14 protein-coding genes are annotated in these 25487 nt (G+C 69.0%); 4 read left to right on the top strand and 10 right to left on the bottom strand.

Translation table 11 applies throughout. The features are described from left to right. Positions 1–20 precede the first annotated feature (20 nt). From accC to QE494_RS12390, 4 genes are all read right to left on the bottom strand, one after another. A complete protein-coding gene (gene accC / locus QE494_RS12405) occupies positions 21–1370 on the bottom strand; it encodes an acetyl-CoA carboxylase biotin carboxylase subunit (protein WP_300043716.1) in 1350 nt (449 codons plus the stop codon). Next, positions 1370–1825, bottom strand: a complete 456-nt coding sequence (gene accB, locus QE494_RS12400; RefSeq protein ID WP_300043715.1) for an acetyl-CoA carboxylase biotin carboxyl carrier protein — start codon at positions 1823–1825, stop codon at positions 1370–1372. The genes accC and accB overlap by 1 nt, the downstream gene beginning before the upstream one ends. 182 nt (positions 1826–2007) lie before the next feature. Next, complete coding sequence (locus tag QE494_RS12395; protein ID WP_300043713.1) at positions 2008–2574, bottom strand: TlpA disulfide reductase family protein; 567 nt, start codon at positions 2572–2574, stop codon at positions 2008–2010. Next, positions 2561–3172 (bottom strand): hypothetical protein, encoded by a 612-nt coding sequence (locus tag QE494_RS12390; protein ID WP_300043712.1) that lies wholly within the window; start codon positions 3170–3172, stop codon positions 2561–2563. The genes QE494_RS12395 and QE494_RS12390 overlap by 14 nt, the downstream gene beginning before the upstream one ends. 114 nt (positions 3173–3286) lie before the next feature. On the opposite strand from QE494_RS12390, the gene mpl reads away from it, so the two are divergent. After that, a complete protein-coding gene (gene mpl, locus QE494_RS12385) occupies positions 3287–4756 on the top strand; it encodes a UDP-N-acetylmuramate:L-alanyl-gamma-D-glutamyl-meso-diaminopimelate ligase (RefSeq protein WP_300043711.1) in 1470 nt (489 codons plus the stop codon). Positions 4757–4836: 80 nt separating this feature from the next. Here mpl and QE494_RS12380 read toward each other — a convergent pair whose 3' ends face one another. The 3 genes from QE494_RS12380 to rodA all read right to left on the bottom strand — a co-directional run bounded on the left by QE494_RS12380 (position 4837) and on the right by rodA (position 8900). After that, a complete protein-coding gene (locus tag QE494_RS12380) occupies positions 4837–5955 on the bottom strand; it encodes a 3-deoxy-7-phosphoheptulonate synthase (protein WP_300043710.1) in 1119 nt (372 codons plus the stop codon). Positions 5956–6277: 322 nt separating this feature from the next. Then, the gene (gene tldD / locus QE494_RS12375) at positions 6278–7738 is read right to left on the bottom strand and encodes a metalloprotease TldD (protein WP_300043708.1); all 1461 of its coding nucleotides are present in this window, start codon (positions 7736–7738) and stop codon (positions 6278–6280) included. Between the two features lie 7 nt (positions 7739–7745). Beyond that, entirely contained in the window at positions 7746–8900 is a 1155-nt protein-coding gene (gene rodA, locus QE494_RS12370) for a rod shape-determining protein RodA (protein ID WP_300043707.1), read from the bottom strand. Positions 8901–8970: 70 nt separating this feature from the next. Here rodA and QE494_RS12365 point away from each other — a divergent pair, with 70 nt between their 5' ends. The 3 genes from QE494_RS12365 to mtgA all read left to right on the top strand — a co-directional run bounded on the left by QE494_RS12365 (position 8971) and on the right by mtgA (position 12842). After that, positions 8971–11043, top strand: a complete 2073-nt coding sequence (locus tag QE494_RS12365) for a ribonuclease catalytic domain-containing protein (protein WP_300043706.1) — start codon at positions 8971–8973, stop codon at positions 11041–11043. Between the two features lie 15 nt (positions 11044–11058). Next, positions 11059–12027 carry an energy transducer TonB gene (locus QE494_RS12360; protein WP_300043705.1) on the top strand — a complete coding sequence of 323 codons (969 nt, stop codon included), beginning with the start codon at positions 11059–11061 and terminating at the stop codon, positions 12025–12027. A gap of 86 nt (positions 12028–12113) precedes the next feature. Continuing rightward, complete coding sequence (mtgA, locus tag QE494_RS12355) at positions 12114–12842, top strand: monofunctional biosynthetic peptidoglycan transglycosylase (RefSeq protein ID WP_300043704.1); 729 nt, start codon at positions 12114–12116, stop codon at positions 12840–12842. 94 nt (positions 12843–12936) lie between these two features. Here mtgA and QE494_RS12350 read toward each other — a convergent pair whose 3' ends face one another. The 3 genes from QE494_RS12350 to QE494_RS12340 form a co-directional block, all read right to left on the bottom strand. After that, positions 12937–15486: an ABC transporter permease gene (locus tag QE494_RS12350; protein WP_300043703.1), complete on the bottom strand. Its 2550-nt coding sequence runs from the start codon at positions 15484–15486 to the stop codon at positions 12937–12939. Then, entirely contained in the window at positions 15411–22763 is a 7353-nt protein-coding gene (locus tag QE494_RS12345) for a type I polyketide synthase (RefSeq protein ID WP_300043701.1), read from the bottom strand. The genes QE494_RS12350 and QE494_RS12345 overlap by 76 nt, the downstream gene beginning before the upstream one ends. 9 nt (positions 22764–22772) lie before the next feature. After that, positions 22773–25487: MupA/Atu3671 family FMN-dependent luciferase-like monooxygenase (locus QE494_RS12340; RefSeq protein WP_300043699.1), on the bottom strand; the 2715-nt coding region annotated here is incomplete at its 5' end.

Raw genomic sequence — 25487 nt, 5'->3', positions numbered from 1 at the left:
GCAGCTTTCGGCAATGGCGTTCAGCGCTTGTGCTGCGCCATCCACTCCTCAAGGTAGTGGATGTTGGTGCCGCCAGCCATGAACTTGGCGTCGACCATCAGTTCGCGGTGCAGCGGAATATTGGTCAGGATGCCCTCGACCACCGTTTCCAGCAAGGCGGTGCGCATGCGCGCCATTGCCTGCTCCCGGGTGTCCCCGTGGGTGATGATCTTGCCGACCATGCTGTCGTAGTTGGGCGGCACGAAGTAGTTGTTGTAGACGTGAGAGTCGACCCGCACGCCCGGCCCGCCCGGCGCATGCCACAGGGTGACGCGGCCTGGGGAGGGGGTGAACTTGAAGGGGTCCTCGGCGTTGACCCGGCATTCGATCGCGTGGCCGCGGATCTGGATGTCGCGCTGGGCGAAGGGGAGCTTTTCACCGGCAGCAACGCGGATTTGGGTCTTGACGATGTCCACCCCGGTGACCATTTCGGTGACCGGGTGCTCGACCTGCACCCGCGTGTTCATCTCGATGAAGTAGAACTCACCGTTCTCGTACAAGAACTCAAAGGTGCCCGCGCCCCGGTAGCCGATCTTCTTGCAGGCGGCCACACAGCGGTCGCCGATCTTGTCGATCAGTTTGCGGGGGATGCCCGGCGCCGGCGCCTCTTCAATGACTTTCTGGTGGCGTCGCTGCATCGAGCAGTCGCGCTCCCCCAGGTAGACCGCATTGCGGTACTTGTCGGCCAGGATCTGGATCTCGACGTGGCGGGGGTTCTGGAGAAACTTCTCCATATAGACAGAAGGATTGCCAAAGGCGGCGCCGGCTTCGGCACGCGTCATCTGCACCGCATTGATCAGGGCGGCCTCGGTGTGCACCACCCGCATGCCGCGGCCACCGCCGCCGCCGGCGGCCTTGATGATGACCGGGTAGCCGACGGCCTTGGCGATACGCCGGATTTGCACCGGATCCTCGGGGAGCTCGCCCTCGGACCCGGGCACGCAAGGCACGCCCGCCTTGATCATGGCCTGCTTGGCCGAGACCTTGTCGCCCATGATCCGGATGGATTCGGGCGAGGGTCCGATGAACTGGAAGCCGCTTTTCTCGACCCGTTCGGCAAAGTCGGCGTTTTCGGACAAGAAGCCGTAGCCGGGGTGGATGGCCTCGGCATCGGTCACCTCGGCGGCCGAGATGATGGCCGGCACATTGAGGTAACTCAGTGGCGAAGGGGCCGGGCCGATGCAGACGGCCTCATCGGCGAGCTTGACGTATTTGGCGTCGCGGTCGGCCTCGGAATAGACCATGACCGCGGTCACGCCCATCTCGCGGCAAGCCCGCTGAATGCGCAGGGCGATCTCGCCGCGGTTGGCGACCAGAATTTTCTTGAACATCACTCGATCATCAGGAGGGGCTGACCGTACTCGACGGCTTGGCCGTTCTCGCACAGGATCTGGGTGACGGTGCCGGACTTGTCGGCCTCGATCTCGTTGAGGATCTTCATCGCCTCGATGATGCAGATGGTGTCCCCCTCCTTGACCTGGCTGCCAACCTCGACAAAGGATTTGGCGCCGGGGCTGGAGGCCCGGTAGAAGGTGCCCACCATGGGCGACTTGACCGCGTGGCCGGCGGCCACCTCGGGGGCGGCAGCCGGAGCGGCAGCGGGCGCGGCCAGCGCGGGGGCCGGAGCAGCCACTGCTACAGGGGCGGCCACGGGAGCCGCCACCTGGACGACGGCCGGTTGCCCCTTGACAATGCGGACCTTGCCCTCGGCCTCGGTGATTTCCAGTTCAGAGACGTTGGATTCCGACACCAGGTCGATCAAAGTCTTGAGTTTTCGCAGGTCCATGGGCGCTCCCGGGTTCCGTCATTCGTAAGCAATCGCAATCGAAGGGCGAATGTAGCCCAAAAAGGGCTATCTGGACCGATTTGACAGGAAATGATGGCGGGTGAGGCAGTAGGTCCTCATTCAGCGCCGCCCGCATCCGAACAGGCGATGGGTCGGGACGGTCAAAAGCCCGGCATCAGGGCTCAGGTGCGTGCGGCTTGCTGCCAGCGGGCGAGCAGCTCCGGGGTTAATTGCCCCATTTTTCTGTCGATAATGCCGCCATCTGCTCCCAAAATGACGGAAAACGGCAGACCACCCGACTCATTCCCAAAGCTGCGGGCGAGCTCGCTACCCTCCAGACCGCCCAGCACGATAGGGAAGCTGACCGGGCTACGAGCCAGAAAGCGCTGCACCGAGGCAGCCTGATCAATAGCCACGCCAAGCACTTGGCATGCATTTGGCGAATTTTGACGATAGAAAGCGTCGAGAAGCGGGATTTCCTCCACACATGGCGGGCACCAGGTGGCCCAAAAGTTCAGCAAGATCGGCCGGCCCCGGAGCTCTGCCAGGGCCAAGGGTGTCCCTTGGGGGGTAGGCAGGCTCAGACGCCATAAGGCCTGAACCGCCGCCGGCACAGGCTTGCCAGGTTGCAACCGCCACACCGCCAGGCCGGCGCCGGCGGCAGTAGCGGCCAAGGCCGCGCCACCGAGCAACCAGCGCCGCTTTGACGTGGACAGGCTCTGCCCGGCGCGGTCATCAACGCTGGACATGGCCAGCCTCCAGATCCATTGTCATCAGCGCGCGCAAGGCAGCCAGGTCACCCCGGGGCGGCCGGCCACGAGCGTCGGGTCGTAAGGCGCCGCGCAGGTCGCCCAGATCGTGTATCAGCAAGTGAACCCCGATGGACTCCCCCAACTCGGCACACCGGGCCGAGACGCTCAGGGCATCGACCGGTTCGCCCAAGAAGCCATTGACGCTGCGCGCCTCGAAGGCCACACCCTTGTCGATCAGGGTGATCTCGGCCGACTTCGGATCGTCACAAAACAGTTGAAGGTAAACGTCGGACAGCCGGGTGGCGGTGCCGTGCCAGACCGCACCGGCCAGATGGGGGCGGAATTCGGCCAGGCGCTCCATCCAGACCGCAGCCAGGCGGCGCAGGGCGGCCAGTTCGGCGGGCTGGGTGTCGGCGCAGAAGATGTCGATGTACTCGCGGACGGCGTCCTCGACCAGGTCATTGGCCGGCAAGGCGGTGCGCGGGCCCAGGCCGAGCACCTTGAGGGCGCGGCGCTTGGCCGGCCCCCACTCCAGTCCCTCCTCGACGACGAGGCGGGCCGCGGCGGCGGCAATTTCCTGGGCGACACTTTCCATACTCGGCATTGTCCACGCCCCGGGCGCCCGTCCGCCTCGCAGGGTCATGCACCGGCCACCTTTTGGGACCAAGCGCCCCAGCCCGGGCAGCGCCCGCGCCGATAATCCCGGGCCATGCACATTCATATCCTGGGCATCTGCGGCACCTTCATGGGCGGCTTGGCCGCGCTGGCCCGCGAGGCGGGCCACCGGGTCACTGGCTGCGACGCCGGTGTCTACCCCCCCATGAGCGACCAGTTGCGGGCGCTGGGCATCGACCTGATCGAAGGCTTCGGCGACGACCAAATGGCCCTTCAGCCCGATGTCTGGGTGATCGGCAATGTGGTTTCCCGCGCCCGGCTCCCGGACGGCAGCCCCAAATTCCCGCTCATGGAGGCCATCCTCGAGTCTGGGCAGCGCTATGTGAGCGGGCCGCAGTGGCTGCTGGAAAACGTGCTGCAAGGGCGCCATGTGCTGGCGGTGGCGGGGACCCACGGCAAGACCACCACCACGTCCATGCTGGCCTGGGTGCTGGAGCGCGCCGGCTTGGCGCCGGGCTTTCTGGTGGGCGGGGTGCCCATGAACTTCGGCGTGTCGGCCAGGCTCGGCGCCCCCACGCTCCCGGCTTTGCGTGGTTCGCGACCTCCCGAGAGGGCTGGTTCACCTCGGAGCGGCCCGACGCCGAACCCCGGCGCGGCCCCGACGGACAGGCGTCCGCTCTTCGTGATCGAAGCCGACGAGTACGACACCGCCTTCTTCGACAAGCGCAGCAAGTTCGTCCACTACCGGCCGCGCACCGCCATCCTGAACAACCTGGAGTTCGACCACGCCGACATTTTTGACAATCTGGCGGCGATCGAGCGGCAGTTCCACCACCTGGTTCGCACCGTGCCGGCCTCGGGTCGGCTGGTGGTCAACGGCCTCGAGGAAAGCCTGACCCGGGTGCTGCACCAGGGCTGCTGGAGCGAGGTGCGCAGCTTCGGCGCGGCGGTGAGCGACTTCAGTGCCGAGGGCGAGCCCCATGCCTTCGAAGTTTTGCGGCAGGGCCGCCCGGTCGGGCGGGTGGAATGGACGCTCTCCGGGGTGCACAACCAGCTCAACGCATTGGCAACCATTGCCGCGGCCGAGCATGTGGGTGTGGCGCCCGAGGTCGCCGCGGCAGCGCTTGCCGACTTCCAGAACGTCCGGCGCCGCATGGAAAACCGGGGCACGGTCAAGCAGATCACGGTCTTTGACGACTTCGCCCACCACCCCACCGCCATCCGCACCACGGTCGACGGCCTGCGTCGGCAACTGCCGCCGGGTCAGCGCATCCTGGCAGTGTTTGAACCCCGTTCTAACACCATGAAGCTGGGCACGATGAAGTCGCAGCTGCCCTGGAGCCTGGAGCAGGCCGATCTGGCGTTTTGCCACGCCGGCGGGCTGGACTGGGACGCCCGGGAGGCGCTGGCATCCATGGGCACCCGTGCCGAGGTCGCGGCCGACATCGACACCTTGGTCCGCCAGGTCGTGGCCGCCGCCCGGCCAGGCGACCAGATTCTTTGCATGAGCAACGGCGGATTTGGTGGCATTCACGCCAAGCTGCTCGCGGCCTTGGCGCACTGAGCGCCGCGCGTCATTGACGAGCGCGCGCTGAACGCACGCAGGACTGGGCGGTCACCCCCGACCCACCAAGGGCCGCGTCTTCAGGCGCGCCGCTTGCGGACCGCCTCCGACAGGAGCGCCAGCACCTGCTGCGAGGGCTCCCAACCCAGGCAGGCGTCGGTGATGCTCTTGCCATAGACCAGCTTGTTCACCTCGTCCTTGCCAGGGGTGAACTTCTGAGCGCCAGCCTCCAGGTGGCTCTCGACCATCACGCCAAAGATGCTGCGTGAGCCCGCGGCGAGCTGCTGGGCGATATCGACCGCCACATCGAGCTGCTTCTCATGCTGCTTGCTGCTGTTCGCATGGCTGCAGTCCACCATCAGGCTGGGGGGCAGGCCCGCAGCGGCCAGGTCCTTGCAGGCAGCCGCGACGCTGCTCGCGTCGTAGTTGGGCGCCTTGCCGCCACGCAGGATGACGTGGCAGTCCTTGTTGCCCTGGGTCTGCACGATGGCGACCTGGCCATTCTTGTGGACGGAGAGGAAGTGGTGGCCACGGGCTGCCGCCTGGATGGCGTCGGTGGCGATGCGGATGTTGCCGTCGGTGCCGTTCTTGAAGCCGATCGGCGCCGAGATGCCCGAGGCCAGTTCACGGTGGACTTGGCTCTCGGTGGTGCGTGCGCCAATGGCGCCCCAGGAGATCAGGTCACCGATGTACTGGGGCGAAATGGTGTCGAGGAACTCGCTGCCAGCGGGCAGTCCCTGGCGGTTGATTTCAATGAGGAGCTGGCGGGCGATGCGCAGGCCCTCGTCAATGCGGTAGCTCTCGTCGAGGTAGGGGTCATTGATCAAGCCCTTCCAGCCGACCGTGGTGCGGGGCTTTTCGAAGTAGACCCGCATCACGATCTCGAGCGTGTCGGCGTACTGCTCACGCAAAGGCTTGAGCCGGCGGGCGTAGTCGAGGGCGGCGGCCGGGTCGTGGATGGAGCAGGGGCCGATGATCACCAGAAGGCGGTCGTCCTTGCCGCTCATGATGTTGTGGATGCGACGGCGGGTGTCTGTAATGAGCCGCTCCACCGCCGTGCCGGCGATCGGGAAGAAGCGGATGAGGTGTTCGGGCGGTGGGAGCACAGTGATGTCCTTGATGCGCTGGTCGTCGGTCTGGCTGGTCTTGTCGACGGGGTTCGCATACCAGGAGGTATCGGTGGTGGGCTTGGCGGACATCGGGGGGCTCCTGTTCAAGTTGTGATTCGAGAGGGATTGCAAGGGGCGAAAAAAAACCGCCGGTGGGGACCGGCGGTTTTTCGGGATTCTTGAGTGCGTTTTTTTGGTGCGCTCAGGTCTCTCGGCCGCCGGTGGGGCTGGAGAAGTACCAAAAGTAGCCAAAAAAGAAAACGCTGTGGCAAGGCATGAGAGGCAATTTAGCACACAAAACGGACGGTCAGACCAGCAGGGGTGTCGCCTGCGCAACCGCCTGTGTGAAAGCGCGACCTTCCGAGAGAACTGAACAACACGGCTTTTGCTCAGGCGTAGCGATGCGCCCGCGTTAGGCGGTACCGCCGACGGTCAGTCCGTCGATGCGCAGAGTGGGCTGGCCCACGCCCACCGGCACGCTCTGACCTTCTTTGCCGCAGGTACCCACACCGGAGTCGAGCGCCATGTCGTTGCCGATCATGGACACGCGAGTGAGCGCGTCCGGGCCGTTGCCGACCAGGGTGGCGCCCTTGACCGGGTAGAGGATCTTGCCGTTTTCGACCCAGTAGGCCTCGCTGGCGGAAAAGACGAACTTGCCCGAGGTGATGTCGACCTGGCCGCCGCCGAAGTTGGTGGCGTACAGCCCCTTCTTGATGCTGGCCACGATCTCCTCGGGCGCCTTGTCGCCACTGAGCATGTAGGTGTTGGTCATGCGCGGCATGGGAATGTGCGCATAGCTCTCGCGCCGACCGTTGCCGGTGGCCTTGACACCCATCAGGCGGGCATTGAGCGAATCCTGGATGTAGCCGCGCAGGATGCCGTCCTCAATGAGAACGTTGCGCTGGCTGGCATGGCCCTCGTCGTCGACGTTGAGCGAGCCGCGACGGTCGGCAATGGTGCCGTCGTCGAGCACGGTGACGCCCTTGGCGGCCACACGCTGACCGATACGGCCGGAGAACGCGCTCGAGCCCTTGCGATTGAAGTCGCCTTCGAGGCCGTGGCCGATGGCTTCGTGCAGCAAGACGCCGGGCCAGCCGGGGCCAAGCACCACGGTCATTTCGCCAGCCGGGGCCGGACGTGACTCGAGGTTGGTGAGGGCAGCCTTGACCGCCTCATCCACATAGGTGGTGATCCGGGCGTCGTCAAAATAGGCCAGGCCGAAGCGGCCGCCGCCGCCCGCAGCGCCCGACTCACGCCGGCCCGCCTGCTCGGCGATGACGCTCACCGACAGCCGCACCAGCGGGCGCACATCGGCGGCGAGGGTGCCGTCCGCGCGGGCCACCATGATCACGTCCCATTCGGCAGCGAGACCCGCCATGACCTGCACGATGCGCGGGTCACGGGCGCGGGCGAGCTTTTCAACCTTGCCCAGAAGCTCGACCTTGGCGGTGCTGTCCAGGGTGGCGATCGGGTCGAGGCCCGCATAGAGCGAGCGACTGGCGGCCACCTTGCGCGCCGGGGTCTTGACCCGGGCCTTGCCGCCGGCTGCGCCGATGGCCCTGACCGTGCGGGCGGCGTCGAGGAGGGAGGCCAGCGAGATGTCGTCGGAGTAGGCGAAGGCAGTTTTTTCGCCGCTCACTGCACGCACGCCCACCCCTTGGTCGATGCTGAAGCTGCCGGTCTTGACGATGCCCTCCTCCAGGCTCCAGCCCTCGTTGCGGGTGTACTGGAAATAGAGGTCGGCGTCGTCAACCCGGTGCGAGGTGATTTCGCCCAGGGCGCGTGTCAGGTCGGACTCGGTCAGGCCAAAAGGCTCGAGCAGCAGGCGCCGGGCGGTGTCCAGGCGTTCGAGGGTCGGTTCGCGGGAAATCATCAGACGATTATGTCTGCACCAGCCGCTTGCTGCGGGCGATGGACATCAGAATCCCCAGGCCCAGGCCCAAGGTCACCATGGCGGTACCGCCATAGCTGATGAAGGGCAGCGGCACCCCCACCACCGGCAATATGCCGCTCACCATGCCCATGTTCACGAAGGCATAGGTGAAAAAAATCATGGTCACTGCGCCCGCCAGTAAGCGGGAGAAGACGGTCGAGGCCTCGGAGGCAATCGTCAGGCCGCGCAGCACCAGAGCGACAAAACCCGCGATGAGGAACAGGTTGCCCAGCAGCCCGAACTCCTCAGAGAAGGCGGCGAAGATGAAGTCGGTGGTGCGCTCGGGGATGAACTCCAGATGGGTCTGCGTCCCCTGCATGAAACCCTTGCCGAAGATACCGCCGGAGCCGATGGCGATCATGCCCTGGAGGATATGGAAGCCCTTGCCCAGCGGGTCCTTGCCGGGGTCGAGCAAGGTGCACACCCGCTGCTGCTGGTAGTCATGCAGCAGCGGCCAGTCCATCCCAGGCGCGCACAGCTGCGCCTCGAACACCACCAGCAAGATGATGCCGAGCAGCCCCAGGAGCACCGGCGGGATGATGAGGCGCCAGGACAGGCCCGCAAAAAAGATCACCGAAAGGCCAGCCGCCAGCACCAGGAGGGCGGTGCCCAGGTCAGGCTGCTTGACGATCAGCCCCACCGGAATGGCCAAAAGGAGGCCCGCGACCAGGAAGTCCAGCGGCCGCATCTGGCCTTCGCGTTTTTGGAACCACCAGGCCAGCATCAGCGGCACCGCGATCTTGAGGATCTCGCTGGGCTGAATGACGATGCCAACGCTGACCCAACGCTTGGCCCCCTTCTTGGTGATGCCAAACAAGGCCACCGCCACCAGCAAGGCCACGCCCAAGGTGTAGAGCGGCACCGCCAGCGTCATCAGGCGCTGGGGTGGCACCTGGGCGATGACGAACATGACAAAGCCGGCAATCAGCATGTTGCGGCCATGGTCCACGAAGCGCGTGCCGTGGTCGAAGCCGGAGGAATACATGGTCAGCAGGCCGGCACAAGCGAGCATGAAGACGGCGAAGGCCAAGGGGCCATCGAACCCGCGCACCAAAGGTGCGGCCCGTTGCAACAGGGAGGGTTTTTCGATGACGGCGGGCATGGCCCCGAATTATCGCCGCTGGCGTCAGGAGTAGCCCCGTCCTGTCCAGCCTGCGTGGGACAATCCGGGCATGTTCGTTCTGTATGAAGACGCCGGCAAATTTCACACCGGCCGCGTGCTGTCCGAGGCCGAGGCCTCGGCCCAGGTGGAGCTTGAGACCGGCAAGCGGGTCAAGGTCAAGTCCGCCCACATCCTCTTGCGCTTCGACAAGCCCAGCCCCGCCGACCTGCTTGCAGGCGCCCAGCGCGTGGCCGCCGAGATCGAGCTTGCGCTGGCCTGGGAATTCGCGCCCGAAGAAGAGTTCGGTTTCGCCGACCTGGCGCGCGAGTACTTCAGCGCCCAGGCCAGCCTCGAGCAACAAGCGGCAGCCCTCCTGCGCCTGTTCGAGGCGCCGCACTACTTTCGGCGCGCCGGCAAAGGGCGCTTTCGCAAGGCGCCGGCCGAGATCGTGCAGCAGGCTCTGGCCGCCATCGAAAAGAAAAAACAGGTCCAGGCCCAGATCGATGGCTGGGCCGGCGAGCTGGCCGCCGGCCAATGCCCCGACGCGATCCGCGAGCAGCTCTTTCGCATCCTGTTCAAGCCGGACAAGAACTCGCCCGAATACAAGGCGGTGGTCGAGGCCGCGCGCAGCACCCAGCTGGCACCGCTGAACCTGCTTCGGCAAGCAGGCGCCATCGAATCGGCCTACCAGTTCCACTGGAAGCGTTTCCTGTTCGAGCATTTCCCCAAGGGCACCGGATTCCCCCCCCTGGAGGCGCCCCCGATCACCGACGAACTGCCGCTGGCACCGGTGCCGGCCTGGTCCATCGACGACTCGGCCACCACCGAGATCGACGACGCGCTGTCGGTGCAGGGCCTGGGTTCGGGCACCGTCACCCTGGGCGTGCATATCGCCGCGCCTGGCCTGGCGCTGGCACCTGCCTCCGCGGTGGATCAGGTGGCGCGCCAGCGCCTGTCCACCGTCTACATGCCGGGGCACAAGATCACCATGCTGCCCGACGCGGTGGTACAGGCCTACACCCTGCAAGAGGGGCGCGACTGCCCGGCCGTCTCGCTCTACGTGCGCTTTGACGAGGCCACCCTGGCGATCCAGGGTGCCGACACCCGGCTGGAGCGGGTGGCCATTGCCCACAACCTGCGTCACGACAAACTCGACGCCACCATCACCGAGCCCTGGCTGGAAGACCCGAGCAACCCCGAGTACGAGGGCGATCCGGTGCCCGAGCCTGCGGCCTCGCTGCGGCCCGAGTTGTCCTTCTTGTGGCGGCTGGCGCGCCATCTCAAGGGTCTGCGCGAGGTGGTGCGGGGCAAGCCCGAAACCTTCAACCGGCCCGACTACAACTTCCGCTTGGTCGACGCGGCGGGTGATGAACCCTCGGGCCAGGAGCAGGTCGAGATCAGCGTGCGCCGGCGCGGCGCGCCGCTCGACCTGATCGTGGCTGAGGCCATGATTCTTGCCAACAGCCAGTGGGGCCAGTGGCTAGCAGAACTGGGCGTGCCCGCCATCTACCGCAGCCAGGCCAGTTTGGCACCGGGCGTGAAGGTGCGCATGGGGACCAAGCCGGCGCCCCATGCCGGTATCGGGGTCAAGTGCTATGCCTGGAGCACTTCGCCCCTGCGCCGCTACACCGACCTAGTGAACCAGTGGCAGATCATCGCCGCCGCGCGCCACGGGCGCACCGCCGCCCTAGCGGCGCCCTTCAAGCCCAAGGATGCAGAACTGTTCTCCATCATCTCCAGCTTCGACGCCGCGTACTCGACCTACAACGCCTACCAGGCGGGGATGGAGCGCTTCTGGACACTTCGCTACCTGGCGCAGCGGGGCATCCAGGAGCTCGATGCGACCGTGTTCAAAGAGGGGCTTGTCCGCGCCGACACCCTGCCCCTGGTGCTTCCGGTGATGGGCACGAACGGCCTGCCACGCGGCGCGCGGGTGCGGGTGCGTCTGGGCGCGGTCGACGAGATTGCCCTGGACCTGGGCGGCACGGTGAGCGAGCGGCTCGATGCCGAAGCCCTGCCCACAGGTGCCGAGGATGACGGTGCCGACGATGACGAGCCAGTGGCCGGCCCCTTGGCGATTGCGGTGGACCTGTCCGAAGCCGACGCTGGTGAGACCCCCAGCAGCGCGCCGGCAGCAGGCTGAAACCGGGCGAGGGCTATGGGCCTGCGAGAGCTCGTCACCCGCGCGCTGTATCGCCGCAAACGGGGCGAGCCCGGCGAGCCTGGCGAATTCGGTGAATTCGGGGAGAGCCGCGGCACCGGGCCGCAGGCACCGCGGCGGCTGCGCCTCACCACGCTGCAGATTGCCCTGCTCATTTCGGTGGCGGTGCATGTGGCCCTTCTCACCCTGCGCATCGTCGACCCGGAGCGCTTTGACCGCATCTTCCAGGACACGCCCCTGGAGGTGGTGCTGGTCAATGCCCGCAGCAAGGAGCGGGTCGACAAGCCGCAGGCCCTGGCCAACGCCTCGCTCGCTGGCGGCGGCGAGGCTGAGCGCGGGCGGGCCACCTCGCCACTGCCGCCCTCGCCCACAGCCCAGGACGGCGATGCGCTGGAAGAAACCCAAAAGCGCGTCGCGGCAATGCAGGCACAGCAGACCGCCCTGCTGGCCCAGGTGCAACAAGCCCTGGCCACCCTGCCCCCAACCGACCCGCGTGTTGAGGCCGACAGCCCCCAGGCGCGCGAGCGCGAGCAGCGCCGCCGCCAGCTCACGCAACTCTTGGCCGAAATTGAGCGGCGTATCCAGGAAGAAAACGCCCGTCCCCGCAAACGCTTCGTGAGTCCGGCGACCCGCGAGGCCATCTACGCCACCTATTACGACGCCCTGCGCCGGCGGATCGAGGACCGCGGCACGCAAAACTTTCCGACCCTGGCCGGGCAAAAGCTCTATGGCGAACTGACCCTGCTGCTCACGGTCAACCACGACGGGCGGGTGCTGGGCGCGGAGGTGGTCGAGAGTTCGGGTAACCTCAACCTCGACCGGCGGGCGATGGCCATTGCCCGACTCGCCGGACCCTTTTCCCGCTTCAGTGAGGGCATGCGCCGCCAGGCTGACCAGATCGTGGTGGTCTCGCGCTTTCGCTTCACCCGGGAGGAGACCCTGGAAACCCGCATGAGCGGCCGCTAGGGCGCTGGGCCTGTCCCAGCCCCAGGCGACCCTGGATCCTCATATAGACATGGACCCGCTTGGCATGAGTCGGAAGGCATGAAGGCATGAAAGCACTGGTGCGCTGGCTGCTGATTGTGGTGGTGGGGCTGCTGGGCTTGCAGCTGTTTTTCGTGCTGCGCATCGCCACGATGGCGCTGATCGCGCCCGAGTCCACCGCCTTCCAGCGCTCCGAAGCCTGGCGCATTGCCCAGGAGGGGAAAAACGGCCTGCGCTGGCGCCAGGAATGGGTGCCCTACGCGCGCATTTCCGACAACCTCAAGCGCGCGGTGATCGCCTCGGAAGACGACGGCTTCGCCAGCCACGACGGCGTCGACTGGGACGCGATTGAAAAAGCCTGGCAGCGCAATGCGCGGGCCGAGCAGCAAGCGGCGCGGCGGGCGCAGGCCGGTCGTAACGCCAAGCCCCGCATCATGGGCGGATCGACCATCACCCAGCAACTGGCCAAGAACCTGTTTCTCTCGGGCGAACGAACCCTGGTGCGCAAAGGCCAGGAAATCGTGCTGACCTTCGCCCTTGAACAACTGCTGTCCAAGGAGCGCATCCTCGAGATCTATCTCAATAGCGTGGAATGGGGTGAGGGCGTGTTCGGCGCCGAGGCCGCAGCGCGCCACTACTACCGCAAGAGCGTGTCCCAGCTCTCACCCTTCGAAGCCGCGCGCCTGGCCGTCATGCTGCCGCGCCCGCGCTACTTCGAAAAACTGCCCAACTCCCCCTATCTCTCCGGCCGGGCCGAAGTGATCGTCGGGCGCATGGGCGGCACCGAGCTGCCCTGAATAGTCCGCGGCGCCGAGCTGCCCTGATCAGTCCGCAGCGCCCAGCGGCCGCAACCGCCGCCGCGCAACGCCACTCTGCGCGATTGCCCGCCGCTCACTCCGCCGCGCGGCGCAGCGTCTGGGCCACCGGCTGGCGCAGCACCTCGCGCAGGGTCCACCAGCCCGCCGCCCAGGCCAGCAGGGCGCCTGCCAGCGCACCACCCAGAGGCACCCAGGGCGATACCCTCCAGCTGAAGTCAAAGACCCAGCGCGCCAGCGCCCAGCCCACCACGCTGGCCACCGAGGCGGCCAAAAAACCCGCCAGCAGGCCCACCCCAATCAGCTCGGCCCGTTGCACCTGCCGCAGCAGCGAGGCACGGGCGCCCACCGCCCGCATGATGGCGAACTCGCGGGCCCGCTCCTCGCGGGTGGCGGTGATGGCGGCGAAGAGCACCACCAGGCCGGCGGCCAGGGTAAAGCCGAAGAGGAACTCCACCGCCTGAATTACCTGATCCAGCACACGCTGCACCTGGCCGAGCGTGGCGCTCATGTCGATGTTGGTGATGTTCGGAAAAGCGCGCACGAGGGCATTGTCAAAGCCAGGCTGCGGCGGCGCGCGGAAGGCGCTGATGTAGGTGGCCGGCAAGTTGGGCATCTGCGCGACGGTGTACATGGCGAAGAAATTCGCCCGCATCGAACCCCAGTCCACCTTGCGCAGCGAGGTGATGCGCGACTCCTGGCGCAGGCCGCCGATGTCAAAGACCAGGGTGTCGCCAAGCGAAAGACCGAGCGTCTGCGCGATACCCTCTTCCATGCTGATCGCGCTGGCGTCTCCTGGCTGCCAGCGGCCGCTCACTACCTGGTTATGGGCTGGCATCTCGGCGCTGTGCGAGAGGTTGAACTCGCGGTCCACCAGACGCCGGGCGCGGTCGTCGTCAAATTGATCGGGCGAGACCGGCCGCCCGTTGATCGTGAGCAAGCGGCCACGGATCATCGGGTACCAGTCGTAGCGGGCCACGCCGGCGCGTGCCAGCGTCTGCTGAAAGTCCTGCGCTTGCTCGGGCTGGACATTGATCACGAAGCGGTTGGGTGCGTCGGGCGGGGTGGCACGGCGCCAGCTCGAGATGAGGTCGGTACGAATCAAGACCAGCAGCACCAGGGCCAGCATGCCCACCGCCAAGGCACTGACCTGGACCACGGTGTAGGCCGGCCGGGCGGCGACCTGGCGGGTCGCCAGCACCAGCCAGCGCGGCGCGGTGGCCTCATTGACGGCGCGCCGCAGCAGACGCAGGGCCAGCGCCGCCAAACCGGCGAACAGCAGCACCGCGACGGCGAAGCCACCGACCGCAATGCCGCCCAGCGCCGGATCACGGCTGGCGGCAAGCAAAAGCGCGGCAAAGCCGGCGACGCCCAGGCCCAGCACGCCCAACGAGGCCGGCTTGAGACCGCCAAGGTCACGGCGGATCACCCGCAGCGGCGGCACCTGGGCCAGTTGCAGCACCGGCGGCAAGCCAAAGGCGACCAGCAGGGTCAGGCCCACGCCCAGTCCAAACAGGGCCGGCCAGGCGCCGGGCAGGGGCAGCGTCGCCTCCACCAGGCCGGCGAGCAGTTGCACGAACACAAAATGGACCGCGAAGCCCAGCGCCACACCCAAAGCACTCGCGGCCAGCCCCACCAGGCCGAACTCGAAGGCGTAGGCCCGGGCGATGCCTGCCTGGCTCTGGCCCAGGACCCGCAGCATGGCGCAGTCATCCAAATGGCGGCTGGCAAAGCCGCGCGCCGCCAGGGCCACCGCCACCGCGCTGAGGAGGGCCGCCAGCAGGGCCACCAGGTGCAGGAACTTGCTGGCGCGGTCGAGGGTCTGGCGCATCTCGGGTCGGCCCGCCTCCATCGACTCCAGCCGCACGCCGCGCAGCGACGACTCAGCCTCAGTCTGGGCATTGGCAGCGGCGCGAGCAGGTGCCGTCGCCGACGAACCGGTCACGGGCTGGATCTGCGCTTGCGCCCAGTCTTGGAAACGCTTGACCGCCGGGTCCCCGCCAGCGACTGCGAGCCGCCAGGTGAGCCGGCTGGCCGGTTGCACCAGACCTGTGGCCGCGAGGTCGCCCTCATGGATCATCACCCGGGGCGCAAAGCTCATGAAGCCAGCACCGCGATCAGGTTCGGCGGTGATCACGCGGCTGATGCGCAATTGGGAATCGCCCAGGCCCATCAGGTCGCCCACCTGCAGCGCGAGCGCATCCAGCAGGGGGGCATCCACCCAGGCCTCGCCGCGCGCAGGGATCTCAGCGGTGGGCGCGCCCGCCTCACCCGGTGACTGGGCCACCCGAACTCGGCCGCGCAAGGGGTAGCCAGGGCTCACCGCTTTGAGCGCCACCAGCCGCGTAGCGCCGCCGCGGGCCTCATCGGCCCGGGCCATGGTGGGAAAGGACACGGTGGCGGCCACCTGCAGGCCTAGCGCCCGCGCCTGCGCGGCGAACTGCGGTGGCGTCGGGTTGCCGCTGACCACCACCACGTCGCCCCCGAGCAGCTGGCGAGCGTCACGCGCCAGGCCGGCCTGCAGCCGGTCGGCGAAAAAACCCACGGCCGTCAGCGCCGCCACCGCCAGGAGGATGGCTGCCACCACCAGGCCCAGCTCGCCGGCGCGCAAGTCGCGCCGGAGCATTCGCCAGCCGAGTTGCCAAGAGGACGGGGGGCGGTGCGTGGTGGCCATGGACGATACGGTACCCCATCGCGCTTATCCAGTGCGGATTGGAGGGCGTTGGCCAGTTCGCCCAGCCCTGGCTCGCGCATCACCGAAAAGTGCGAACCGCCCACATCCCGGCTCTCGATGCGGCCTCGTACCCAACGCTCCCACCCCAGGCAGGGGCCGGCCGCCAGATAGGGCACCTCGGCCTGGCGCGCCTTGATCAGCAGCAGATCGCCGTTCCAGACCGGTGGCTGGTAGCGCGCTTGCACCTCGATGAAGTTGCGAAACAGCACGGCCTCGGCCAGCTCGGGCGGCAGCGCCTCGCCGCGCGCGCGCGCGGCCAGCGCCTGCGCGTGGCGAGCGTTGTTACCTCGCCCCTGCAGGCGCCTCACCGGCCAACCCAGCGCGAAGCGCAGCGACCAATGGCGCATCAGCCACAGGCGCCGCCACCAGGGCAGCCGCTGGCGTGCGGCGACCGGGCACAGGGTGTCAATCATCGCCAGCAGATCAACCCGCTGCCCGTCGGCCTGGAGCTGGCGCGCCATCTCCATCGCGATCACGCCGCCAGCCGAATAGCCCGCGAGGCGATAGGGCCCCTCGGGGCAGACCTCGCGCAGGGCGGCGAGGTACTGCGCTGCCATCGCCTCGACGCTGGGCAGCGGCGCCAGACGTCCGTCCACGCCCTGAGCCTGCAGGCCGTAAAAGCCCTGGTCGGGCGAGAGCTTGTCGGCCAGGAGCCGGAAATTGAGCACATTGCCGCCGGCGCCATGGACGCAAAACAGGGGCGGACGGCTCGGGAGGTGGGTTCCTTCGGCGGGCCGGGGACCGGGACGGAGGTTCACCAGCGGGGACCAGGGCGCGGGTGTCCTCGGAGCCGCGGTGTGATCGGACGCCTGACCAGATCTTTGATCGGCTCGTTGATCGGCTCTTTCGTCGCCGATCGGATCGACGCTCTGATGCGCCGTCGGATCTGTCTGCGCAGCGCCTGGCGCGCCGGGCACCGGACGCGCACGATCCGTCGGCGGCGCGGCGCTGCCACTGCCACTGCCACTTCGGGTGGCCGGCGCAGACGGTGCCGACGGCGCGGGCTGTGCGGCCGTCACACGCGCAGCCAGGCTGGCCAGCGTGGGCGCTTCGAACAGCGTCGACAGCGGCAGGTCGACGCCCAACTCCCGGCGCAGGCGCGCGAACAGGCGCACCGCCACCAGGGAGTGGCCGCCCAGGGCAAAAAAGTCGTCTTCGGGTCCGGGCTGCGCCACGCCGAGCAGTTCGCGCCAGGCCTGCGCGAGGGCGGCCTCGACCGGCGTGAGGGCGGCTGCCGAAGGAGCGGGAACGTCTGATCGGACCTGCGAAGCCGGCCGGCATGCCCCCTCTGGCACGGGCGGCATGGGCGAGCCATCCAGCGCTGCCGCCCTTCCTGGCAGCAACCGCGTGGCTGCTTCGGTACCAACGCAAAGCGCTCCGCCAACAGGAGGCGAGAACCGCTCCTGCAAGCGGGCCAGGTCCATCGACGACACGGTGACCAGCGGCGCAGCCGATCCGAGCGCCCGCTCGAAGACGGCAGACGCTTCCTCGGCGCGGATGCCGCCCGCCACCAGCGCCTGCAGGGCCCGGATGGCGAACACGCTGGCGCCCGGGGGCGGCGTGTCCTGGCGCGCCAGCCCTGCGGGATCCACCGGCTTCAGCACCAGGCCCCGCACCCAGCCGAGAACCGGGCCCTCCGTGCTTTGCAGTTGCACGTCCAGCGACAGCCGGCCGCCGGAGAGCCGTTCCCTGCGGGTGCACACGCTGACCAGCCGCCCCGGCAGCGCCGGCGGCAGGCAGGCCTCAGCCAGGGCCACCGGCGCATAGAGCAGGGCTACGAGGTCGTCCTGATCGCCCTGCCCGGCCTGCTCGCTTCGCTCGCCGGCTTGACGGGCCGGCAAGCCCATGGTGAGCGCGATGTCCATCAGCGCGGGGTGCCAGGCGAACTGCGCAAGGTCGGGTGCGAATTCGGACGCGAGGGCCAGACGTGCGACTGGCAGCACCGTCGAAGCGGGACACGCAGGCGATGCATCGACGTCGCGACGGGCCCATGACCACCCGTTGACCTCGGTCGCACCCATTCGCTCCGTGCTTGCCATGTGGCCCGTGTCCTGCGCGCGCTGCACGCGCTCCCCGCGCGCTACGCCCTCCAGGCAATCCCAGCGCGGCCCCAGCGTGAGTGCGGGGTGCGCCGCCTGGGGTGCCTGCGCCCTCGTCCAGGGGCCAGGCACCCGCCTCGCAGGGGGCGCCTTGACCGCATCTGTCGCTGCGCCCACCCAGGCCAGGCGACCGCGCGCATGGCGGGTCCACGTGGTCTCGCCCGGGCCAAGGCTGTCGATGCGCAGGTCCCAGCCTGTCGGCGCAGGGGATACCGGGCTTGACTCACAGGCTTGCTTGATGGGATGGACTCGGCTTGCATCGCCTGCACCCGGCCTGGAGTGCGTCTCCTGTGTGCCCCGCACCGCATCGAGCGTCAGGCGCACGCGCCGGGGTGCGTCTGCAAAGACCATCGCCGCCTCCCAGGCCCAGTCGCGAACGACCAACCAGGCCGCGTCGTTCTGGCCTTCAGCCCTGCGCGGCGTTCGGGTGGCGCGCCGGATGGCCGCATCCGTCTCGATGGAGGCCATCGCAGCCCGCGCCATCTCCAGGTAGGCGGTCCCCGGCAGCACGGGGCGCCCTGCCACCTGGTGCTCGCGCAGCGACCACAGCGCGTCGGGCGCGAGAAGCACCTCGAAGCAGGGGCTGCCGGTCGCCGTGACCCGCGCACCCAGCAGGGGGTGCGCGTCGGAGTGCGCATCCAGCAGGGGGTGCGCATGGGAGTGCACACCCAACAGGGAGTACGCGTTGGCGTGCGCATCCTCGAGCGGGCGCGCATCGACCTGCACGCCCAGGGCCGGGCGCGCGCCGGTCCGTGTGACAGGCGCTGGCGGCGTCTGCTCCATTCCGGCGCGCCGCGCCGCCATGCCCCGGTCCGCCCACACGCCCCAGCGAATCGCCAAGCCGTCTGGCCGGCGGGCGGCAACCGATTCCAGCACCGCATTGGCGGCCACATAGTCGACCTGACCGGGCGGGCCCAGCAACACGCTGGTCGACGAGAACACCACGAACAAGTCCATGGGCTCGGGCAAGAGGCGGTCCAGCACCAGCGCACCACCGGCCTTGCCCGCAATCAGGCGGCGCATCTCGGCCAGTGGCCGCTGCGCCAGCGACGCGTCGCCCATGTCGCCGGCTGCGTGGAAGACCCCGTGAATCTCTCCCCAACGCAGCGCGCAGGTGTGGACCACCTGGGCCATCTGGGCGGGGTCGGACACGTCGGCGCAAAACACCTGCACCTGCGCGCCAGCGGCCTCGAGGGCCTGCAGCTCCCACTGCCGCTCCGTCGGCAGCGGATGGCGGCCGACCAGCGCGAGCCGGGGCGCACAACGGCGCGCCAGCCAATTCGCCAGGGTCAAGCCCAGGCCCCCCAGTCCGCCGGTGATCAGGTAAATGCCGCCGTGACGCAAGCGCAGGCCCGGCGGCATGGCCGGCTCGGGTGGTGCCGCAGTCGCGCGGCGACGAACCCAGCGTTGGCCCTGCCGCCAGGCCACCACAGGCGAAGGAAGCGGGTCAGCCCAAGCCGCATCCGCAGCGGCCTCCGAGCGCAGCCAGTCGGCCAAGGTGGCGGGCTCGGCATCGGGGTCGAGATCGACCAGCCGCGCCTGCACACCGGGCAATTCACGCGGGATCACCAGCGCTGGCCCCAAAGCCAGGGCCTGCGCGGGTGACCGCGGGGGCAGGCCCGACACCGCCAAGGCACCCGCGGTGACGAAGAGCCAGCGCGAGGGCGCCTCGATGCCGGCCTCGAGCCACTGGCGCGCCAGACCGATCGCCGGCTCAAAAGCCGCGGCCTGCTGCGCCCGAAGGCCGGCCAGGGCGCCCGACTCGGGGACCGCTTGCTCCGGTCCAACCTGCCCTGGATGCCCTTGCACCGTCTCCTGCCTCTCCTGCCTCTCCTGCCCCTCAGCCCGCTCGTATGAAGGGGGCCAGAGCGGACCCGGGCTGTCGCCATCGAGCGCACCCAAAAGAAGCACTACCGCCGGCGGCGGGTGTCGTGACAGGCCCGCGTCCTCCGGCAGGCACTCAACACCGGCCGCGACCAGCGCCCGGCGAATGCCTGCGCCTGCTGCTGAGGAACCCCCCAGCACGAGCCAAGCGGGGTGGCCCGTCGGCGCCAGCGGCAGCGGCTGGCACTCCCACACATCCTGGCTGAACCAATCCGGCCCCAAGGGCAAGCGGGGAGCCGGCGCGAGCGCGCCTGCCTTGGCAGATGTCGCAGCGCTGGGCCTGGGCTCGGCCGGCGGGCTCGTCACCGACCCGGCCATGCCGTGCAGGTCATCGGGGTGATTGGCAGGCGGGTCGACCCAGTGCCGAACCCGCTCGAAGGGGTAAGTGGGCAGGGAGACTCGCCGGCCGGTCCGGCCGGTCCGCAGCGCCTCCCATTGCAGCGGCACGCCCGCGCACCACAGCGCGCCCGCGGCAGCCAGCAGGTGAGGCAGGTCTTCGCCACCCTCCTGCGGCCGGCCCGCCGAGGCCAGAAGCAGCCGCTCGCCGCAGCCATTGGCGCGCGCCAGCGAGGTCAGGGCCTGGCCTGGCCCGCACTCGAGCCAGGCTGCGCCCGGATGGTCATGCCCCAGTCGCGCCATGGCCTGCGCGCAGCGCACCGGCTGGCGCAGGTGCCGCCCCCAGTAATCGGGGGGCAGCGTCTGCCCCGGCAGGATCCACTCGCCGTCCAGCGCCGAGAGAAAGGGCCGCCACGCTGGCAAAGATCGCAAATCGGCGCAGCGCTCGAGCAGGACAGGCACCAGGCCATCGACCGCGCGCGAGTGGGCCGCAACCGCCACCGGCAAGGGACGCGACCCGATCCCCAGGCCCTGCAGGTGCGCGGCCAGGCGTGCCAGCGCCTGCGGCGAGCCCGAGATCGCGCATAGTCCTGGCGCGTTGACGGCCGCCAGGTCCAGGCCCTCCTGCGCCAGCCAAGGGGCCAATTGCACCTCTGACGCTTCGACCGCGAGCATGGTGCCGCCGACCGCCTCGAGCAACTCGCCACGCCAGCAGGCCAGCGCCAGCGCATCGGGCAGGGACAGCAACCCGGCGGCGCAGGCGGCGGCCACTTCGCCAGCGCTGTGCCCCATGAGCGCACAAGGCGTGACGCCGACCGCCTCCCACAGGCGTGCCAGCGCCAGTTCGAGCACCAGCAGCGCCGGCAATTCGAACCGGGGCGAGGTCTGTCCTTCGGGGGCCACGGGCTGGACGGCGAGTCGCTGCGCCGGCCCGAGCGCGCAGGCCGGGTCGCGGTCTTGGGCATCCACGTGAGCATGGCCGCGCCCAGTGGTTTCCCCCAGCCAAGCAGACCGCAGTCCCTCGGCCACCTCGAGGGCGACGCCGGCTGGCCAAGCTTCAAGGCAAGCCTGCACTGCTTCGCGGAAGGCCGGCAGCGCCAGCAGGTCTTGGCAGGCACCCGGTCGATGCGAGCCAGCGCCGGGGAACAACCAGGCCACCGGCGGCGGCGCATCCGGCGCCGACCCGTGGAGCCGACGCGCTGGCGCCTCCGCCACCGAGCCTGCGATGGGCGGGGCAGACACGACCTGCGTGCCCGGCGCTGCCAGGGCGCTGCGTAACTGCGTGTGATGACGCGCCACCCAGACCGATCGACAGGGCTGGTGGATGCGCCCTTCCTGCAGGGTGAAGGCCGCGTCCACTAGGTCCGCCAACTCCATCGGGCCCGCCGCATTCGCTGCACCCAGTGGATCGCCCGCTTCGTCTGCCAGCCAGGCTTGCCAACGCGCTTCCAGGGCCACCAGGGCCTGGGGCGTGCGCGCCGACAGCGGCAACAACTGCCAAGACAGAGGGCGGGGGGTCGTGGCGGGTGGACGAGGCGCCTCCTCTAGGACTAGGTGCGCATTGGTGCCGCCGACGCCCAGCGCGTGCACCGCAGCGCGCCGAGGTCGGGCGCCGGACGGCCAGGCTCTCGCCTCGGCGAGCACCTGCAGCGGAAGATGGGCGCCGAAGCGACGGTTCGGCCTTTGGAAGTGCAGGCTCGCGGGCAACTGGCCATGGCGCAGGGCCAGGCACACCTTGATCAGGGAGGCCACGCCGGCGGCCGTGTCCAGATGCCCGATATTGCTCTTGACCGAGCCCAGCCCGATGGCGCCAGGCGCCGCACCCGCGTAGGCCTGGGACAGGGCCGCCACCTCGATCGGGTCGCCCACGGGCGTGCCGGTTCCATGGGCCTCGATGTAGTCAATGTCGGCCGCCTGCAGGCCGGCCATCGCCAGGGCTTCGGCCGCAACCTCGGCCTGACCGTCCTGGCTGGGCGCCAGGTAGCCGGCCTTGGCGCGACCGTCGTTGTTGATGGCGGAGCCGCGGATGACAGCCCAGATGGCATCGCCATCACGCAGCGCATCTTGCAGGCGCCGTAGCACCACCACGCCCACGCCGCTGCCGAAAACAGTGCCCGCTGCGGCGTCATCGAAGGCGCGACACCGGCCGTCAGGCGAGAGAATTTCGCCGGCCGCGTGGCGGTAGCCTTGGCGATGCGGAAGCTCGATGCTCACGCCGCCGGCCAGCGCCATGTCGCACTCGCCGGCCAGCAGGCTCTGCGCCGCCAAGTGCACCGCCACCAAGGAGGTGGAGCAGGCCGTCTGCACGCCGACGCTGGGCCCGCGCAGGTCGAGCAGGTAGGAGACCCGGGTGGTGAGGAAGTCCTTGTCGTTGCCGGTGTGGCGCAACAGGAACAGGCCCATGGTCCGCAGCAACTCCGCGTTGGGCAGCAGGTGCCGGGCGAAATAGGCCTGCAGCCCGCAACCACCGAAGACCGCGACGGCGCCGGGAAAGCGCCCTGGCCCACTGCCAGGCACATGACCGGCGTCCTCCATCGCCTCCCAGCAGCATTCGATGAAGTGCCGGTGCTGCGGGTCCATCACCGCCGCATCGCGGGGGCTTATGCCGAAGAAGCGGGCGTCAAAGCACTCCATGTCTGCCAGCGGCAGGCAGGCAGGCACATAGGCGGGGTCAGCCAGGTCGCGGGCACTCACGCCAGCCGCGCGCAAGGCAGCCTCATCCAGCCAGCAGGTGGCCTCACGGCCCTCACGCAGCAGGCGCCAGAAAGTGCGCCAGTCGGGCGCACCGGGAAATCGCCCCGCCAGGCCCACGACCGCGACCGAGCCAGAGGGGGCAGATGCACTTTCCATGGCCTGCCCTCAGCCCGAAAGGCTGTTGCGCAAGGCGCGGCGCGCCATCGCACGGTCCTGCGCAACGGAGAACATGCTGGCTGCAAGGGGCGCAGCGGTCGCCGCCGAGTTCGCGGCGAGGTGACGGGCCAGCGAGGAAATTGTGGTCAAACGGAACATGTCAGTCACCGGGATCTCGACCCCGCAGGCCTCGCGCAGGCGCCGCTGCACCTGGATGACAGCCAGCGAGTGACCGCCAAGGTCGAAGAAGTTGATCTCGCGTCCCACCTCCTGCCGGCCCAGCACCGTGCGCCAGGTCTGGGCCACGACGGCCTCCAGCGCCTCCAGCGCCTGCGGTGTGCTCGCAGTCGCTGCCAAGCACCCCCGGCCTGGCAGGGTCACCGTGCTGGCCACCAGCGCAGGCGCTGGCCGCGAGGGATGTCGCTGATGTGGCTGATGTGGCTGATGTGTCGGCGTCGATGGCATCAGCCGCCGAGGCTCGCCCGTGCGACTGGCTGCCACCAGCGCCTGGCGGTCGATCTTTCCGTTGGGTGTCTTGGGCAAGTCATCGCGCAGGGCGATACCCCGTGGCAGCATGAACTCCGGCAGCTGTCGTCCTAGAGCGCGCGCCAGATCCAGAGGCTGGGGGGACTGCCCGGGACGCGGGGTGACGAAGGCCTGCAGCCAGGCCTCGCCCACACTGTCGCGGCAGGCTACCACCACCGCCTCGCGCACACCGTCCATGGAGGCCAGCGCGGACTCGATCTCGCCCAGCTCAATGCGGTGCCCGCGGATCTTCACCTGGTGGTCCAGCCGGCCGAGAAAGGCGAGGCGGCCGTCCGGTTCGCGCCGGACCTGGTCGCCGGTGCGGTACAGCCGGCGGCCCGGGCGCAGGGGGTCGTCGACAAAGCGCTCGGCGTCCAGCGCGGGGCGCGCGTGGTAACCCTGCGCCAGGCAGGCGCCCGAGACGCAGAGTTCGCCCGGGACAAAGGCCGGACACTCCTGACCCCAGGCGTTGCGCAGGTGAAGTTCGGTGTTAGACAGCGGACGGCCCAGGGAGATCTCCATCGACCCGGAGGCCTGCCCTGCCATGTCACCCGCCATGTCACCCGCCATGCCACCGGGCATGCCACCGGACTCCCGCGATGCTGCCCGTGCAGGCAGCGCCCAGGCACTGCACCACACGGTGGCCTCGGTGGGGCCATACATGTTCAGCACCAGACCGGGCACCTGATCGCACAGCGCGCTGGCCATCGTAGGCGGGAGCGCCTCGCCGCCCACCAGCAGGGCCGACAGCCCTGATAGCCCCTGCCGGCCCGCCTCGTCAACCAGCAGGATCGCCGCTTGCGAGGGCGTGCATTGCAGGTGGGTGATGCGGTGATGCGTGAGCGCGGCCCCCACCGAGAGGGCGCGACCTGCAGACTGCGCGGCATGTGCGGTGGGCCTTGCTACCGGCGTCGTCCCCGTCCCCGTCCCTGTCCCCAGCTTGGCCTGCGCCAGCTCCGTCAATCGGTGCAGGTCGGGCAGGTGCGCCAGCACCTGGTCGGCTGGGATACCGAAATCAATCAGGCACGCGATCTCGTGGACCCCGATTTCGGCGAGCTGCGCCACCAGGCCCATACAGCGCTCTGGCGTACCGATCAGGGCGCTGCTGCGCCAATAGCGTTCGAACGCGTGATCGAGCAGGGCCTCTGTCTCCTCCTGCGTTGGCGGGCGCGCGGCGAACTCGCTGAGACCATCGGCTGGCCCGACGGGCCCGGCGAGAACGACGGTTTGGCCTGCGGGGAGCGCCTGGCCCTCCGGCGTCGCGGGCGAAGCACCACCGGTGGGCGTCGCGAAGGTAGGAAAGCGCCAGTCGGCCCGGCGAATCAAATCCATGGCCTCGCGCAGATAGGCCTTGAGCGGTCCGCGCGCCATCTCGCGCACCGCGTCCTCGTCCTCCCCGACAAAGGTGTGCAGCATGAGCGCCACCTGGCCCCAACCCGGATGGCCGGCAGCGTCCCAGGCCGCGCGGTACACCGCCACCTTTTCGGCGAGCTCCTGGACCGACTGCCCCAGCAAGTGAGTGAGCACATGGCATCCGGCACGGCCGGCCTCGGCAAAGGTCTGCGGGTTGCCAGCCACCGTCACCCACACCGGCAATTCAGCCTGCACAGGCCGCGGCAGGGTGCGCACCGTCACCGTTTGTCCCTCAGGCCCGGGCCAGGCCAGAGCCTCGCCCCGCCACAAGCGGCGCACCGCGTCGATGCCCTCGAACATCTGCTGGCGCCGGCCTGCCCACGCCGCCGGCGCGAGCACAAAGTCCTGCGGCTGCCAGCCGGCAGCGAAGGACACGCCCACCCGGCCGCCCGAGAGCCGATCGACCAGGGCCCAGTCCTCGGCCACCGTGAGCGGATGGTGCAAGGGCAGTACGCAGCTGCCCGCGCGCAGCTGCACATGGCGGGTGACCATGGCCAGCGCAGCGGAGATGAGCGCCGGGTTGGGAAAGGGCCCGCCAAAGCCGTGAAAGTGGCGTTCGGGGGTCCAGACCGCGGCAAAGCCGTGGGTGTCGGCAAAACACGCGGCGTCGATCAGCAAACGATAGGCCGCCCCGGCGTCTTCGGCGGCGGCGCCTTCGCGCTGGCTGGCAAAGTGAAAGAGGCTCCACTGCGGAGCGCGTCCCGGCATCCGCGCCGGTGGGGCAGCAGGTTCAACCGCCTGCCCCGGAGCGGCGGCCTGCTGCGCCGGGCCGAAGGCCGCGCCAAT

The organism is Ramlibacter sp., assembly GCF_029866045.1.
In the GTDB taxonomy this organism is placed as follows: Bacteria; Pseudomonadota; Gammaproteobacteria; order Burkholderiales; family Burkholderiaceae_C; genus Ramlibacter.
Note: the sequence above shows the minus strand (reverse complement) of the source record. Positions and strands in the feature narration are given on the sequence as shown.

What these genes read in the sequence shown, in the direction of transcription:
- QE494_RS12350 (WP_300043703.1), bottom strand. Translation starts at nt 15,486, where the DNA reads ATGCTCCGGCGCGACTTGCGCGCCGGCGAGCTGGGCCTGGTGGTGGCA.
- QE494_RS12345 (WP_300043701.1), bottom strand. Translation starts at nt 22,763, where the DNA reads ATGGAAAGTGCATCTGCCCCCTCTGGCTCGGTCGCGGTCGTGGGCCTG.
- QE494_RS12365 (WP_300043706.1), top strand. Translation starts at nt 8,971, where the DNA reads ATGTTCGTTCTGTATGAAGACGCCGGCAAATTTCACACCGGCCGCGTG.
- tldD (WP_300043708.1), bottom strand. Translation starts at nt 7,738, where the DNA reads ATGATTTCCCGCGAACCGACCCTCGAACGCCTGGACACCGCCCGGCGC.
- QE494_RS12390 (WP_300043712.1), bottom strand. Translation starts at nt 3,172, where the DNA reads ATGGAAAGTGTCGCCCAGGAAATTGCCGCCGCCGCGGCCCGCCTCGTC.
- QE494_RS12380 (WP_300043710.1), bottom strand. Translation starts at nt 5,955, where the DNA reads ATGTCCGCCAAGCCCACCACCGATACCTCCTGGTATGCGAACCCCGTC.
- accC (WP_300043716.1), bottom strand. Translation starts at nt 1,370, where the DNA reads ATGTTCAAGAAAATTCTGGTCGCCAACCGCGGCGAGATCGCCCTGCGC.
- QE494_RS12360 (WP_300043705.1), top strand. Translation starts at nt 11,059, where the DNA reads ATGGGCCTGCGAGAGCTCGTCACCCGCGCGCTGTATCGCCGCAAACGG.
- mtgA (WP_300043704.1), top strand. Translation starts at nt 12,114, where the DNA reads ATGAAAGCACTGGTGCGCTGGCTGCTGATTGTGGTGGTGGGGCTGCTG.
- QE494_RS12395 (WP_300043713.1), bottom strand. Translation starts at nt 2,574, where the DNA reads ATGTCCAGCGTTGATGACCGCGCCGGGCAGAGCCTGTCCACGTCAAAG.
- rodA (WP_300043707.1), bottom strand. Translation starts at nt 8,900, where the DNA reads ATGCCCGCCGTCATCGAAAAACCCTCCCTGTTGCAACGGGCCGCACCT.
- mpl (WP_300043711.1), top strand. Translation starts at nt 3,287, where the DNA reads ATGCACATTCATATCCTGGGCATCTGCGGCACCTTCATGGGCGGCTTG.
- accB (WP_300043715.1), bottom strand. Translation starts at nt 1,825, where the DNA reads ATGGACCTGCGAAAACTCAAGACTTTGATCGACCTGGTGTCGGAATCC.